12 protein-coding genes and 1 riboswitch are annotated in these 14,240 nt (G+C 48.8%); of the genes, 2 read left to right on the forward strand and 10 right to left on the reverse strand.

Annotated elements, in window-relative coordinates; genetic code table 11:
- Window positions 1-66 precede the first annotated feature (66 nt).
- Window positions 67-165: riboswitch (purine riboswitch) on the reverse strand.
- 1,318 nt (window positions 166-1,483) lie between these two features.
- The 5 genes from MKZ16_RS26800 to MKZ16_RS26820 all read right to left on the reverse strand — a co-directional run bounded on the left by MKZ16_RS26800 (window position 1,484) and on the right by MKZ16_RS26820 (window position 3,533).
- Window positions 1,484-2,014 carry a GNAT family N-acetyltransferase gene (locus MKZ16_RS26800; RefSeq protein ID WP_076103709.1) on the reverse strand — a complete coding sequence of 177 codons (531 nt, stop codon included), beginning with the start codon at window positions 2,012-2,014 and terminating at the stop codon, window positions 1,484-1,486.
- 142 nt (window positions 2,015-2,156) lie between these two features.
- A complete protein-coding gene (locus MKZ16_RS26805; RefSeq protein ID WP_076103710.1) occupies window positions 2,157-2,573 on the reverse strand; it encodes a hypothetical protein in 417 nt (138 codons plus the stop codon).
- Between the two features lie 4 nt (window positions 2,574-2,577).
- Entirely contained in the window at window positions 2,578-2,880 is a 303-nt protein-coding gene (locus MKZ16_RS26810) for a hypothetical protein (protein WP_051491084.1), read from the reverse strand.
- On the reverse strand, window positions 2,877-3,221 hold the full coding sequence (locus tag MKZ16_RS26815) for a hypothetical protein (RefSeq protein WP_036679724.1): 345 nt from the start codon (window positions 3,219-3,221) through the stop codon (window positions 2,877-2,879). Before MKZ16_RS26815 ends, MKZ16_RS26810 begins: the two co-directional genes overlap by 4 nt.
- A 24-nt stretch (window positions 3,222-3,245) precedes the next feature.
- Window positions 3,246-3,533 (reverse strand): hypothetical protein, encoded by a 288-nt coding sequence (locus tag MKZ16_RS26820; protein WP_036679726.1) that lies wholly within the window; start codon window positions 3,531-3,533, stop codon window positions 3,246-3,248.
- A gap of 195 nt (window positions 3,534-3,728) precedes the next feature.
- On the opposite strand from MKZ16_RS26820, the gene MKZ16_RS26825 reads away from it, so the two are divergent.
- A complete protein-coding gene (locus tag MKZ16_RS26825) occupies window positions 3,729-4,244 on the forward strand; it encodes a GNAT family N-acetyltransferase (RefSeq protein WP_256715424.1) in 516 nt (171 codons plus the stop codon).
- Between the two features lie 65 nt (window positions 4,245-4,309).
- Here the strand turns inward: MKZ16_RS26825 and MKZ16_RS26830 are convergent, their stop codons facing one another.
- From MKZ16_RS26830 to MKZ16_RS26850, 5 genes are all read right to left on the reverse strand, one after another.
- A complete protein-coding gene (locus tag MKZ16_RS26830) occupies window positions 4,310-5,041 on the reverse strand; it encodes a sugar phosphate nucleotidyltransferase (protein ID WP_038573158.1) in 732 nt (243 codons plus the stop codon).
- A 47-nt stretch (window positions 5,042-5,088) separates the two neighbouring features.
- Window positions 5,089-5,826 carry a glycosyltransferase family 2 protein gene (locus MKZ16_RS26835; RefSeq protein ID WP_036679731.1) on the reverse strand — a complete coding sequence of 246 codons (738 nt, stop codon included), beginning with the start codon at window positions 5,824-5,826 and terminating at the stop codon, window positions 5,089-5,091.
- Window positions 5,823-6,743, reverse strand: a complete 921-nt coding sequence (locus MKZ16_RS26840; protein WP_094903705.1) for a glycosyltransferase — start codon at window positions 6,741-6,743, stop codon at window positions 5,823-5,825. The genes MKZ16_RS26835 and MKZ16_RS26840 overlap by 4 nt, the downstream gene beginning before the upstream one ends.
- A complete protein-coding gene (locus MKZ16_RS26845; RefSeq protein ID WP_305953534.1) occupies window positions 6,740-7,582 on the reverse strand; it encodes a glycosyltransferase in 843 nt (280 codons plus the stop codon). Before MKZ16_RS26845 ends, MKZ16_RS26840 begins: the two co-directional genes overlap by 4 nt.
- A 631-nt stretch (window positions 7,583-8,213) precedes the next feature.
- On the reverse strand, window positions 8,214-12,902 hold the full coding sequence (locus tag MKZ16_RS26850; protein ID WP_076103712.1) for a WIAG-tail domain: 4,689 nt from the start codon (window positions 12,900-12,902) through the stop codon (window positions 8,214-8,216).
- Window positions 12,903-13,119: 217 nt separating this feature from the next.
- Here MKZ16_RS26850 and MKZ16_RS26855 point away from each other — a divergent pair, with 217 nt between their 5' ends.
- The gene (locus MKZ16_RS26855; RefSeq protein WP_036679737.1) at window positions 13,120-14,214 is read left to right on the forward strand and encodes a YheC/YheD family protein; all 1,095 of its coding nucleotides are present in this window, start codon (window positions 13,120-13,122) and stop codon (window positions 14,212-14,214) included.
- Window positions 14,215-14,240: the final 26 nt, after the last annotated feature.

Raw genomic sequence — 14,240 nt, forward strand, 5'->3', positions numbered from 1 at the left:
CTTCTCCCCCTCATTGAGTTAATTCCAGCACAACTTCACGCTTGTAACACAAAAAGGCCACAAAAATATGCCTGAGCATATTTTCGTAGCCAGAAATTTACGGTTCCCGGTAGAGACCCTTAAACCAATTATTAAGGATATACGAAAAAAAGACTATTCATTTGTAATTTGAATAGTCCAATAATAATCTAAAGACAGGTTACATGTCAATATACATGACACACAATATCGATTATGTATTTTAAATAGTGATTTATAAAAGGAATTCAGCGTTTTGCGTTATGAAAAATAACATTAATTCGTTTTATGATCACGAATTCTTACGTTAAAATATTTTCGATTATGCTACGCTGTGCATCGTGTCAGACTTACTGTCAGGAAAACATGGAAAATAAGCTATCCGAGAGCTATTTCATGGCTTAAGAGACAGTCGTTTCGGACGATTAGGTCGGCCATTTCGAATGATTAGATCAGCCATTTCGGACAATCTCTGCTTACTCTAACGCCTTGTGGTAAACCGCTGTGCGCATATAGCGCGGTATGGCAGACTGGTCAGAGCCCGCTAGTGCACGCCTAGCTCTATTCATCTAACTGACCTATGCCGGGCCCTACTGCTACTCAACTGCTACTTCTGCACTGCTACGGCTACTACACTACTCCTACTTCCGCCCTTCTGCGTTCCCCTTGTGCCTATTCCACTGCTACGTCTGGAGCTTCTGCTTCTGCTTCTACTGATCTCGCTACGTCCACACCACAGGCGAGTCATAATCCTCCCAAGTACTTTCGGACCCAGATGACGCTATTTGCACATTTATCGCCTTTTGAGCAAGATTTCGGACTCCAGTGGCGCTATTTCCTCGTTACAGGTCCAAATGCAGTGTGTTTTATACCAATAGCTGCTCTGGAGTCCGATAGCATTCCAAATGTGGTGAAATGCCACGTTTAAGGTCTGCTGGGTCCGTTACTGTCGAGTCACACTCAGCCACTGATGCTTTCGGACCCAGATGACGCTATTTGCACATTTATCGCCTTTTGAGCAAGATTTCGGACTCCAGTGGCGCTATTCCCTCGTTACAGGTCCATATGCAGTGTGTTTTATACCAATAGCTGCTCTGGAGTCCGATAGCATTCCAAATGTGGGGAAATTCCGCATTTAAGGTCTGCTGGGTCCGTTACTGTCGAGTCACAATCAGTCACTGATGCTTTCGGACCCAGATGACGCTATTTGCACATTTATCGCCTTTTGAGCAAGATTTCGGACTCCAGTGGCGCTATTTGAACATTTTCGCTTATTGATCAGGGTTTCGGACTCCAATGACGCTATTTGCACACTTATCGCCTTTTGAGCAGGGTTTCCGTAAGCGCAAATTGCTACCTAATCAAACAAAGTTTTTGTTTAGAAAACGGTGTTATTTCCACAAAAAAAGGATATCTCAGTAGCCATTAGATGGCTCATGAGATATCCTCTGGTTCTCTCGCTATGTTACGCTTCCGAATTCCCGTGCTTTTCTAGAACCTTCTCGAACACCGGAAAATTAGCGGTACGCCCTGGAAAAGTTACCTCACCCCTGAGGTCATAACCCAGCTTGGGATATAGGGCGAGTGCCCCAGTGTTCTTAGCATATGTGTCCAGACGGATACTTGAATAACTATTCTGGCGAGCATATTCTTCTGCATAAGTGCTAAGACGGCGTGCAATTCCCTTCCCTTGAACTTCAGGATGCACAGCCAATCTATGCATAATTAAATGAGGCCCTTGCGTTTCTGTCCAGTCAATCTTCCCATACTGCTCGGATTGGTGCTCGTCCAACACTAGAATGCCGGCCACCGCATTGTTCTCCTCACATACCCATAGATTGCCACGTTCAATATCAAGGGAGATGATCTCCCGGTTCGGATAATGCTCGTCCCACTGATCGCTGCCACCTGCTTGCATCACCTGTACGCATTTGGCAATCAACTCCATAATTTCATCAATCTCATCTTTGCGTGCTCTGCGAATCTCAGTATCCATGAATCATCCCTGCCTTCATCTTAACCTCATATTATTTTCACTTTCATTATGAAGTTTATCACATCGGCAGCGCAGCAAACCAGTCCGCACGAAAACCGCAAGACCCGCTCACGGGCGGAGCGGATCTTGTCATCTGTGTCCCCTAGCTGAATTCCAGCTTATGCCCGTCCTCGAAGCCCTTGGCGAAACCGGCGTCGAACCCCACGTTGTATGCTTCGGTGTAGCCCTGTTGAAAGGCGTCTGCCGGGGGCGTTTCCGGCGAAACGCCCAGCTCCGGGGGGAGCGGAATTACCTGTGGAGCAGGCGGAGCCTCGCTCACGGGTACCACAAGCACCGGTGGCTGTGAAACCCTTACTTTACGAACAAGCTTACGACGAAGTCTTCTTTTCTTGCGTAGCAATAGGCCTTTTTTCGACTTCCCATAACGAGCAGTTTTCCGGGCAAGAACTCTGCGGGTTTTACGGGCTAGCCCTTTACGAACTTTTGCTCTCCGCGAGAGCAGCAATGTGCGTCTACGGGTTCTGCCTGAACGTAGCGTTCTGCGGCTTTTCTTCTTCATGCTTCTACTCCTCCTGTGCTCCATGTTCTCTGGAGGTTCCTACGGCGTATGCCTTGCTCAGCCATGGCGCAGCAGGAATTCCCCGTTTAGGACGATGTAGTGAAATCCCGGACATCATCCGGCACATCGCACTCTGATACCCACTTAAAATCCTGATATTGTCGCTCAATTTGCGGGCCGTCAACTCAGATTGCTCCGTCAATTCGGCGATGCTCTCCAAGATGGCCGCCAAAGCAGCCTGACTGCGCGAAATGGAGCGAATCATCTCCAGCTTGACGGCATGTTCAGAGAGACGGTCCCCGCTCATTTGCTGTCTTCTCCAAAACTAAAGCCATCACCTGACATGTCTCCAAAACCTTCCCCGCCACCATCGTCTTCACCACTGCCCAGCACTGCTTTTAAATTGCTGTAGAGTCCGTTCTCCAGTTTGGTCAGCCCTTCGACCATCTCCACGATGACCTCGTGTATAGAGAGGGACTCCTTCAGTTGCTCACTGTGGGAATCAAAGGCTCTAGCGTGGATATGATGCTGTGCCCACTGCTTTACCTTTTCAGCTTCAACCGCCTTAGCTTCCAGAATCAACGCAACGTTCCACTGGATGGCGGCGGTGGACTCCAGCATTTGCAGATAAGCCTTTTCTCTGCTCATCTTCCGCCTCCCGCTCCTATAGCGTTACTCTTCTTCTTGACCGTTCAATTCCTTAATCACTCTGCCTACCCCATCAGCCATCGCTTCTTCCAGATCTGCAAGTGCATTCAAGTAAGCAATAATATTCTTGTTTACCTGAGTTGAGCTTTCGATCATCCCGCTGATCCCATCAAAATCAGGTTCCGCATCTGGCAGATCGTGGACAATTTGCGACATACGGACAGCCACATGGCGCTCAGCGTCTAGAATCCGCGCCATCTGTTCGTGCGTATGGGCCATGTGCTGCAGGACTTTAGTTATTTTACTCTGCACCTTCATGTCTCCTTTGCTCAAACGCCCTGCTACAGCATATGCGGTAGGAGCCGTTACGGTGCCGGGGATCCTCGACAAGTTAAGGCTCTATAAGTGACTGGATGACATAAAGATTACGTTATTGCTAAGTACATTTAAAAGGATTAAAATGTGAAATGCGCAATCCTGAGTTTACCAATGATTGGTGGGGAATATATGAAGCTTGAAAGCCAGCGGATCGATCTAATACCTTTAACTGCCCCAGAGCTCTCACTAGCAATAGATAACTATTCGGAGCTACAGCAACAATTAGGCTTAGCTGCCATCAGTGCGGCGCTTGATGATGAAATGCAATATGCTATGCAGATCAGGCTAAAAAAGGTGCAGCAGGACCCCGACCATTACCTATGGTTAACGAACTGGGCCATCGTCCATCGGGAAGATCATTGTATTATAGGATTCATTATCCTTAAAGGTTACCCGAATGAGAAAGGCGAGGTTATTATAGGATATGGGATTGATGAGAAATATAGAAGAAAAGGGTATGCAACAGAGGCACTACGCACAATTACTGCATGGATTTTCTCCCATCCCCAAGCTGTCTATGTAATCGCTGACACTGAAAAAGATAATACAGCCTCCCACAAAGTATTGGAGCGTCTAGGCTCTGAGAGATACAAAGAAACTGAGGATTTAATCTGGTGGAGGATTTCCAACCCCCGAGCCCTCTGAGTAACGCGTGATTTCAAAGCCCTTGCGGCTATCTATAGCAAGATTACAACAAAAAAAGCACTGCCTTATGGCAGTGCATCCTTTAACTTTTCCCCCGCCTCGTGCAAAGACTGGAACGTCCCCGCATCACTCCACCAATCTTTAAGCACATCATAACTAAGTCTGCGATCAGCGGCGTATATATTATTTACATCGGTAATCTCCAGCTCCCCCCTTTTGGAAGGTGATACCCGCCGGATGATATCAAATACAGCTTCATCGTACATATAAATACCAGTTACACAATAATTGGTCTTCGGATGCTCCGGCTTTTCTTCGATATAAGCAATCCATGCCGCATCTTGACTATCAAACACAGGTACACCGTATCTGCGCGCGTCCTCCACCGGCTTCAGCAACACCTTTGCTGTGCCCGCTGGCTGACGGAGATAACTCTCCACATAAGGCTTCAGATCATCCATAAAAAGATTATCCCCGAGCAATACAACAAATCGTTCCCCCGGGAAAATGAACCCTTCTGCTAAATCAAGCGCCTCGGCAATGCCTCCGGCAGCTTCCTGAATTTTATAGGTCAGAGATACACCAAATGCAGCACCGCTACCTAAAAAATCCGTGTACAGGCCAGCAGACTGCTTGCTTATGACCAGAAGAATGTCGGTAATTCCTGCCCGGCGAAGCCGGTCTATGCCGTAACAGACCATAGGATATTTGCCGACCGGAAGCAAATGTTTGTTCATAAGCCGGGTCAGCGGTTGAAGTCTAGATCCTGTTCCGCCCGCCAGTATGACTCCTTTCACTTACTTTCCTCCTCTTTATCTACGTCCTTTGCCTTCGGATCTGCACTTCATATGAAATTTATAGGGTCTACATTCCATTTATCTATAAAAATCTTGCGATTTCGTTCCACCAGTTCTTGCAGTCCGGTATTGTAAACTTGCTTGAAACTTGCACTTCCTTCATGGTGCACCAAGCAATCCCCGGCGATAAGCAACCGATATCCCTTTATCCTGGTACGGTAACAATAATCATCATCTTCGTAATGTCCAGGTGAGAATCTCTCATCCAGTAGACCTACGGAAGTAAGCAGCTCTCTTTTGAATAAAAAACATAATCCTACCAGCCGTCTCGTCTCCAACCATTTCTGGGGATTTGGAAGGTTCGCCCTCTCAGCAGCCTGATGAAAATCTATCAGACCTTCATAATCAGTCTTCACCTGTTGACGTCCACTAGCATAGTTTGTGACTGGCCCAACAATACCAACATCAGGAGCACTATATAGAGCTCTCTTCAGATTAGTTAACCATCCTTGAGATACCACTACATCGTTATTCAGCAGCAGTAATTCATCACCTGAAGCTAGCTGTAGCCCCATATTGCATGCAGCTGGAAAGCCGCGATTGTCAGGCAATGAAATAAACGTTATATGATTCGCACGGCAATAAGTGTCTGTTCCGTCCGTTGAAGCATTGTCCACTACGATAATCTCATAAGGCGGCGGAGTGTAGGCAAGAATAGATTCCACACAGGCCCGCAGCAAGGGCAGCGCATTGTAGGTTGGAATAATAATACTCGTCAGCGTCATATGCGATTCCTCCAAGCGGCTACCTGTCTGCGGTACTCGCGCTGAGTCTCACTACTTAGCAGACCGCCAGCTTTTCGCCGCGAAAGAACCTCATGTAGAGCCTCAGCATGATCTCCTATGATCAGTTTTTCCACAGCATTTCCAACCCCTGTATTTGCCTTGCGCAGCCGATTATGTTTAATAACATTTACCGTCCCAGCCTTCTCCACCCGTAACTTTTCTAATACAGAACGAGCTTGGGCTTTAGGTGGAACCATTAATTCACGGTAGCCTATGGTCTCAAGCGCATGCCGCGAAAGCGCATGAGGAACAGCTGTCATAGAGCTAACCCCGAGATCGTACCTATCCAGAGCATAATTCAGAAACAGTTTGCTGCGGGTGACATCATCACATAATCCAAAAGAAGGCATCAGTGAGTCTAAATCATTAAGAGCTACATCAATCCCACGATCTACAGCCGCCGTGAATGAAACGAGCTGAGAGGCCGGAATGACCATATCTCCATCCAGAAAAAGCAATATATCCCCGCGACTCAGCTTCGCACCGATAGCCCGACCCACATCATGTCCGACAGACTCTGGGCAGTGTACTACAATGGCTTGACGATGTTGTCTAGAAATAGGAAAAGAGTTATCACTGCAGCCATTAAGTACGACGATAATTTCTGCAGGTTCAAGCCGTGCAACCTGATGCAGCAGACGTGACAAGGTCTGCTCCTCATTACGCGCGGAGATAATGACTGACAAAGTCCCGCGTAACTTCGGTAACTTCAGAGTCTCCTTGCCTGCCTTCGATTGCCGAGACAGAAGCGGGCGAGTAGCAGCGTTGCCTTTTACAGAGCGATTGGCTGACCTGTGACGGATTGGGCGTTTCTTTGCCGTTCGAGCTGCTGTGCCTCGTAAAGTTGCAACCATCATCTCACCATCTCTCTGCGCCGGGCTCCGTCGCCAAAGCCCGCTCTGATCCCCCGATGTTCCAGCAACAGGGATACAGCCTCCATATGATCCGCTGTAATCAACTGCTGCAATGGATCTTTGCCGTCTTCCTTGCGCCTTACCGCATTCAATTTCCCTACAGGCACTTTGTGAGCGGCTACCACATGCAGTCCACTAAGAATTGCCTGGGCATGCGCCAGTGGAGGACGTGATAATGAATCGCTCCCTAAAATATCAAGTGCTCTGCGGCTGATTGCGTGCGGAACTGCCGTCATCGAACATCCCTTCAGATCTGGACGGCCAAGCAGAATATTCAGTGCATGTTTAGACAGCACCACCGGATGGGGGGACAGCTTCCGGACCGGACCGGAATAATCATTAAGCGCTATGTCCACTCCACCACTAACAGCAGTGACGTAAGGACGCAGCCCCGAAGCAGGTATCACCAAATCTCCATCTGTAAACAATAGGATTTCTCCCTTGGCTGCCTCAGCTCCCACACTACGGCCAGCGTCGTGTCCAAGCGGCAACTCATAGGAAATAACACGCGCACCTAGCGATTGTGCAATCCCTGCCGTTTGATCAGTGGATCCATTCACGACCACAATTACCTCGCAGCGCGGATGGACCCCTCTGGCTCCAGATATCACTCCCGCAATGGTCTGAGCTTCATTCATGGCTGGAATAATAACCGAAACATAGGGATTAGGATGGTTAACTATAGGGACTACAGCGACTTGCCGCACTGGGCGTGAAGTCCGCCGCTTCATCCGAGAGACCCGCCGTCCTGTGCGGCGGGCAGAAGTTCGTTTGGGCTTCATGCTCATCCACCTTCCTTACAGAGCCAATTCTTCAGGCTGAGGGTTACATCACAGTTTATGTACTACAACGCACAGGGTAACGGCAATTGTCTCCTGTCGTTCTGAAAACAGGACAAATGTACTCCCCACCAAACTTCCGCTTAGATACATTGCGCATAGCCAGCTGCCGCGGACACAATCTGTGGCGGTAACGAACGCAGATTGTGTCCGCGGCAGGGCGATTAGGTTAGGACAGTATCGGACAAAACCGAATCTGCAGCGGATGTTTAGACATTAGCGCTATCGGACACAATTGCTCCTATTCGCCGCATTATCACACTTTTAGATTATTAACGGACTCCGTAGCAGCTATTGGCATGAAAAGAACTCAATAATGCTCTATTTCTATACAATTGCTTCACTAGAGTCCTAAACCAGCCTCAAAAAACGACAAACCTGCAAATAACGCCATCTGGGTCCGTAAGTAGCAGCGGATGTTTAGACTACCAGGTTATCGGACAGAGCAGCAGCCACAGCGAATGATTAGAACCCGGCGATGCTGACATGTAACGTCCCCCCCAAAAAAACAGAGCAGCGATCTCCAATATGGAAACCCGCTGCTCTGCTATTTTTAAGAGGAACTGCTTAAGGTTCAATCAAATACGCGATCATCTGCTGCCGGCTTAGCTAAGGGAGCGCCTATAGCAATCCAAGAGATAACCCCATAGAAATGCGGAGTCTCGCGCAACCGTACTACTTGAATCACTGCTTCTCCATTGGCTCTGCTCTTTAAGGAAGCGTAGAAGTAAGGCTGATTGGTCATGGCAACAAGCACATAACCCGTATGCCCAAAGCTCTCATCAAACGATACGGTCACCTCTACACTCTCTGCATCCCCATTGAACATAAATGCTGTCATTCCAAACTGCTGTAGTGCTTCTCGCTTCCCAGCTGTTTGAATCGGACTGAAGGACAGATGATCTGTATTTACAGAGTTCGGTGCCAGATGAGTCCCGTTTACTGCACCTGGGGAAATATGATATTCCTGAACACTCTCTTCTTCCAGATGGCGGGCTTGAATCGCAAACGAAGAGATTTTGGATGCTACTACCGCTTCATCCTGAAGCTCTGTTGTCCCTACTGCACCTTCTGTCAGATGAGCGGACTCGATACTGCCTTCCTTCAGCTTAGCTCCGTTGATACTGCCATCCGGGAGCAGTGCTGAGCTGCGTGTTTCATCCGCAAGATGCTCTAATTTGATGATGCCAGGCTGCAAATGCCGATCTGCCACGCTCTTGTCAGCAAGATGCTCTCCGTAAACACTCCATGGTTGTAAATGTGAAGAACTCACGGAGCCTTCGGCGAGTTTTTCTTCAGTAATACTGCCATCCGGCAACAAATCCGCACTGCGTACCTCTTCTGCCAAATGCTTCAGGGTGATGCTGTCCGATCGAATATGGCGTCCATCCACCGCATCCCCGGCCAAATGACCTCCAGAGACGCTGCCTTGGGCCAAATGGAAAGACTGGATCGTTCCTACTTCAATCTTCTCACCTGTAATACTGCCTTCCGGCAACAAATCAGCGCTGCGCACTTCTTCTGCCAAATGATTCAGAGTAATGCTTCCAGCACGGATATGGCGGCTATCTACCGCATTCCCCCCTAAGTGTCCCCCATAGACACTGCCAGGAGCCAAGTGGTAGGCAGTAATAGATCCACCCTCCAACTTTTTACCGGTAATGCTGCCATCCGGCAGTAACTCGGAGCTGCGTACCTCATCCGCTAGATGTGCTAGCTTGATCTCACCTTTTCCAATATGGAGACCTTCTACTGCAGACGGACTCAGATGAGTTCTATCCACACTGCCAGGCACTAGATGAATTGCTTCTACGGAGGCTTCCGCCAGCTTCTCCCCAGTAATGCTTCCGTCTGGCAGCAGCTCGGAGCTGCGTACCTCATCCGCCAGATGCGCTAACTTGATCTCACCGTAACCAATATGGCGTCCTTCTATTGCAGACGGACTCAGATGAGTTCCCTCCACGCTTTCAGGTACAAGGTGATTTGAATTTATGGATGCTTCCGCCAGTTTCTCCCCAGTAATGCTACCGTCTGGCAGCAAATTGGAGCTGCGTGTTTCTTCGGCCAAATGAGCCAGCGTGATCTCACCGTATCGGATATGACGTCCTTCTATTGTGTCCGGACTCAAATGACTGCCATCTACGCTTCCAGGCACCAGATGATTAGAATTTACGGATTCTTCCGCCAACTTCTCCCGAGTGATGCTACCGTCTGGCAGCAAGTCAGCGCTACGTGTTTCTTCGGCCAGATGAGCTAACGTAATCTCACCTTTTCCAATATGGCGCCCTTCGACAGAACCTGAACTTAGATGAACGCCTTCCACACTGCCAGGTACTAGATGATTTGAATTTACGGAAGCATGTGCCAGCTTTACTCCAGAAATACTACCGTCTGGCAGCAATTTAGAGCTGCGTGTTTCTTTTGCCAAATGAGCCAGCGTGATCTCACCGTATCGGATATGACGGCCTTCTACTGTGTCTGGGCCTAAATGGCTGCCATCCACACTGCCAGGCACTAGGTGAATAGAACTTACGGATTCTTCCGCCAGCTTCTCTCTAGTAATGCTACCGTCTGGCAGCAGATCAGCGCTACGGGTTTCATCGGCGAGATGAGCCAGGGTAATCTCACCATTTCCAATATGACGTCCTTCGACGGAACCTGAACTCAGATGTCCGCCTTCCACACTTCCAAACACTAAATGAATAGAATCCACGGATGCTCCCGCCAGCTTCTTCCCGGTAATACTGCCTTCAGGCAGTAAGTCGGAGGTATATGCATCTGCAGCCAGATGAGCAAGCGTGACCTCACCCGGTAGGATATGTCGACCTTCGACAGAACCCGAATTCAAATGGCTTCCGTTCACACTTCCAGGCAGGAGATGGTTGGAATCTACCGATCCTTCAGCCAGCTTCTCCCCAGTTATGCAGCCGTCTGGCAGCAACTCAGAGCTACGTACCTCTTCCGCCAGATGAGCCAGCGTGATCTCACCAGGTAGGATATGACGACCTTCAATCGTATCGGTACACAAATGGCTGCCGTCTACACTACCAGGTGAAAGATGCTGAGAATCCACGGCACCTTTTACCAGCTTAGAGCTATTAATACTGCCCTCTTGGATTTGAACCGCAGAAATAGAATTCGGAAGGATATGACCATTCCCTATAGACAACGGCCGGATATGCGCCCCACTGACACTGCCGGGATTCAAATGTCTACTTTGAACGGCACTTTCGCTTATGGTTTTCGAACTTACAGCATTTACCGACAAATGCTCAGCATGAACTGCTGACGCTGCCAGTTTACTGGATTCTATGCTGCCGTCTGCAAGCTTAGCCGAAGTGACTGCTAAATCACTGATTTTATCCGTTGAGACACTTTCCGGTGAAAGCTTCAACGAGGTCACTGCATGATCGGCCAGATGATGAGGCTGCACAGCTCCTGCTGCCAGGTGAATTTCTCTCACCGCAGCGGAAGCCAGCTTATCTCCTGAAACTGAGCCCGATTGAATCGCAGCGGAAGTCACACTATTTTCACCAAGATGTCTTCGTTCCACGGCTCCCGTGGCCAAATGATCCTTATTTACCACAGCATCCTGCAATACACGGCCGCTCACACTGGCATCCGCCAGATGCTTTTCCTCCACTGTACAAAAAGCGATATGTTCACCACTGACTACTTCACGCGCAATCGTGCTCCCAATCACTGCACCTGCTGCCAGCTTAGCTGCATTTACACTTCCATCTGCCAACTTGGCAGAAGTAACGCTCTGTGCACGAAGATGCTCCCCGCCCACAGATTCTGAAGCCAGCTGTTCTCCAGTCACAGCACCGGAAGATAAATGTTGAGTCTGAATAGCTTCTTCCTTAAGCTGCTCCGAGCCGACCGCTTCCGCCGCTATATGCGAATGATTCACTGCTTCGCGTTCCAGATGAATAGAAGTTATGGCTTGCATAGCAATTTGCGGTCCGCGAATGGCGGATTTAGCAATATGTCTTGTGGTCACTGCTTCGTCTGCCAGCTTATGTGGGAGAATGCTTTGGTCAGCAATTTTGGACGAGGTTACCGCTTGCTCCACTAACTGTGCAGTTCCTACTGCACCCTCAGCCAGCTTTAAAAAAGAGATGCTGCGGTCAGCCAAATGCCGACTCGATATTTCGCCATCACCGATATGATTACCATTCACACTTTCTGGGCTTAAATGGACGCTTCTCACGACATCTGCACCAAGTTGCTTAGAGCCTATAGCTCCATCAGCTAAATGCCCGCCTTCGATAATACCCGACTGCAGCTGTTCCTTACCGATCAATTTGCTGGCAAGCTGATCAGAACCAATCGCTCCCGGGGCCAGATGTCTGGCGGTTATCAAAGCGTCGCTAAGATGGCGGCCTTCAATAACAGCATCCGCTAGCTTTGAACTGCTGATTTCACCATCAGCAATTTTATCGCCAGATACCGCTGCATCGGCCAGCTTGGAACGGTCAACACTGCCGTTAGCTAGGTGGCGACTTGTGATGCTGCTGCTTCCTATTTTGTCACTAGTAACAGCTCCATCTTCCAGTAAATCCGCAGTAATAATCAAATCGCTTAAATGGCGGCTCTCAATGGCTTTATCTGCAATTTGACCGCCGCCTATAATCCGATCAGCCAGCTTCTCTGGACTAATACTGCCATTTTTCAGCTTCTCTCCACTAATCGAATGATCCAGCAGCTTACCGCCACTAACGCTTCCTTCTGCTAAATGCTCGCCCACAATCGATTCTGGTGCGATTTTTGCAGAAGTGACTGCCTTGTCCGCGATATTGATACTCTGTACAGCGTAATCTTGCAGCCAAGGTGTACCAATAATGCCGAACTTTAGCTTAGAACCGTCAATGGTACGTGGAGCGATTTTGGCTCCGGTCACCGCTGCATCCGAAAGATCATCTGTATAAACGGGCTGAAAACGTTCTTTCTCTGGAGGAGCGAACCATACGGTTTCAGGAAGATTATCCGCCTGTTTCTGAAGCTGCGCTTCCTCTATAAGCTCCGGCTCCAATTGTAGAACTGGAGCAGAAGTTGGCTCCTCTAGAACGACTTCAGCTATTGCTCCCCCACTTACCTGAACTTCCGCGATCTCTGCTTCACTGACTCCGTCACTGTTATTCCCCGAGCTTCTAGAGCTGCTTTTGGTATCCAGCATACTCAGTTCCTCTTTATTGGGATTATCTACAAAATAGAGTCGTTTCTGTGGACTGCGCGGCTGCTTTTTTTTGGAACCCCTCACAAGCAGTCTCCTCCTTCCATCTAATGTTTCTCCTAGGCATCATATGCAGCGGTATGGGCTTATGACACCCTTTTGCGATGAGGCCTTCATAAGATTATGTGTAAAAAAAGGCATCTGCCTTCGCGCATTCGTCCACCCTGACACGCGGGTACAAACATACTATGACAAGAGTAGAAAAAGCAGGGATCATGTAACCGATGAAACAGGAGGAACAAACATGGGGCATAAGCTCGTTGGAATATTACTAAATGCCGATATGCACCGGGGCGTTCCCCGGCTAAAAACAGGACAGGAGTCTCTATCCAACTATGAAGAGGCCGCGGCGGCATACGGTTTAGTCCCTTGCTTCCTGAAGCTCGCGGACATCGATACGGACACAGGCTTTAGTGCCGCCTATATAAAGGGAGCCAACGGATATAAAAGCGTAGTTGTTCCTACGCCTGCTGTTATCCATAACCGGGCAATATACAGCAAAAACAGCCCTGGGATGCAGCGTCTGCTGAAGCACTATCCCCTGATTTTCAATACATGTAATCGATACGGCAAAGATGAGATCCATCAGCTGCTTGAAAAAAATACGGAGCTTCGCGAATATTTACCCGTAACAACGAGAGTCTCAGGCCTAAAAGAAATGATGAATCTTTATCCCGATCTCATTCTTAAACCTTGCCGTGGAAGTATAGGGAATGGGGTCATGCGGCTGGTCCGCAAGGGATCTCAGCGTTGGACCTTGAGCTACCTCTCCCCTTCGATGCAGCGCTGGAGAAATATTCCCGTAAATCAGGCGGCGTTGCCACAAGCGCTCCGCGCACGCCTAACCTCCGTGCCTTATCTTGTTCAAGAACGTATTCCCCTTGCTGAGATTGGAGGACGTCCCTTTGATCTACGCGTCACCGTTCAGCGCGGCTGGGGAGGAGATTGGCAGGTCACTGGGCTCTTCGCCAAACTGGCTGCCCCAGGGGGCTTTGTCTCCAATATAGCCCGCGGAGGAGAAGCGTTAAGCTCCTCCCTAGCGCTCGAAAAAGCCTTTTCAAGATCCACAGCGGCCCACATCCGTATGTCTGTCGAAATACTTAGCCTTGCAATCGCACGGTGTCTGGAGCAAGACCTTCCCGGACTGGCCGATATCGGACTGGATATAGGCATTACTAAGGACGGACGACTCTTCTTCATAGAATGTAACGGTCGCGACCAACGCTACGGATTTCATAAAGCCGGCCTTACGGAAATTTGGAAAGACAGCTATCGCAGACCTATGGGATACGCGCGTTTTTTAATAGAAACGAACAGTACGGTATATAACAGTTATTGATTTGTCTCCTATTCTATGTCAATATA

It is taken from the genome of Paenibacillus sp. FSL R5-0928, from assembly GCF_037970385.1.
Classification (GTDB): Bacteria; Bacillota; Bacilli; order Paenibacillales; family Paenibacillaceae; genus Paenibacillus_AQ; species Paenibacillus_AQ odorifer.

Excerpts from the sequence above, each read along its gene's own strand:
- MKZ16_RS26815 (WP_036679724.1), bottom strand. The coding sequence starts at position 3,221 with ATGAGCAGAGAAAAGGCTTATCTGCAAATGCTGGAGTCCACCGCCGCC.
- MKZ16_RS26845 (WP_305953534.1), bottom strand. The coding sequence starts at position 7,582 with ATGAAGCCCAAACGAACTTCTGCCCGCCGCACAGGACGGCGGGTCTCT.
- MKZ16_RS26805 (WP_076103710.1), bottom strand. The coding sequence starts at position 2,573 with ATGAAGAAGAAAAGCCGCAGAACGCTACGTTCAGGCAGAACCCGTAGA.
- MKZ16_RS26825 (WP_256715424.1), top strand. The coding sequence starts at position 3,729 with ATGAAGCTTGAAAGCCAGCGGATCGATCTAATACCTTTAACTGCCCCA.
- MKZ16_RS26800 (WP_076103709.1), bottom strand. The coding sequence starts at position 2,014 with ATGGATACTGAGATTCGCAGAGCACGCAAAGATGAGATTGATGAAATT.
- MKZ16_RS26855 (WP_036679737.1), top strand. The coding sequence starts at position 13,120 with ATGGGGCATAAGCTCGTTGGAATATTACTAAATGCCGATATGCACCGG.
- MKZ16_RS26810 (WP_051491084.1), bottom strand. The coding sequence starts at position 2,880 with ATGAGCGGGGACCGTCTCTCTGAACATGCCGTCAAGCTGGAGATGATT.
- MKZ16_RS26840 (WP_094903705.1), bottom strand. The coding sequence starts at position 6,743 with ATGATGGTTGCAACTTTACGAGGCACAGCAGCTCGAACGGCAAAGAAA.
- MKZ16_RS26835 (WP_036679731.1), bottom strand. The coding sequence starts at position 5,826 with ATGACGCTGACGAGTATTATTATTCCAACCTACAATGCGCTGCCCTTG.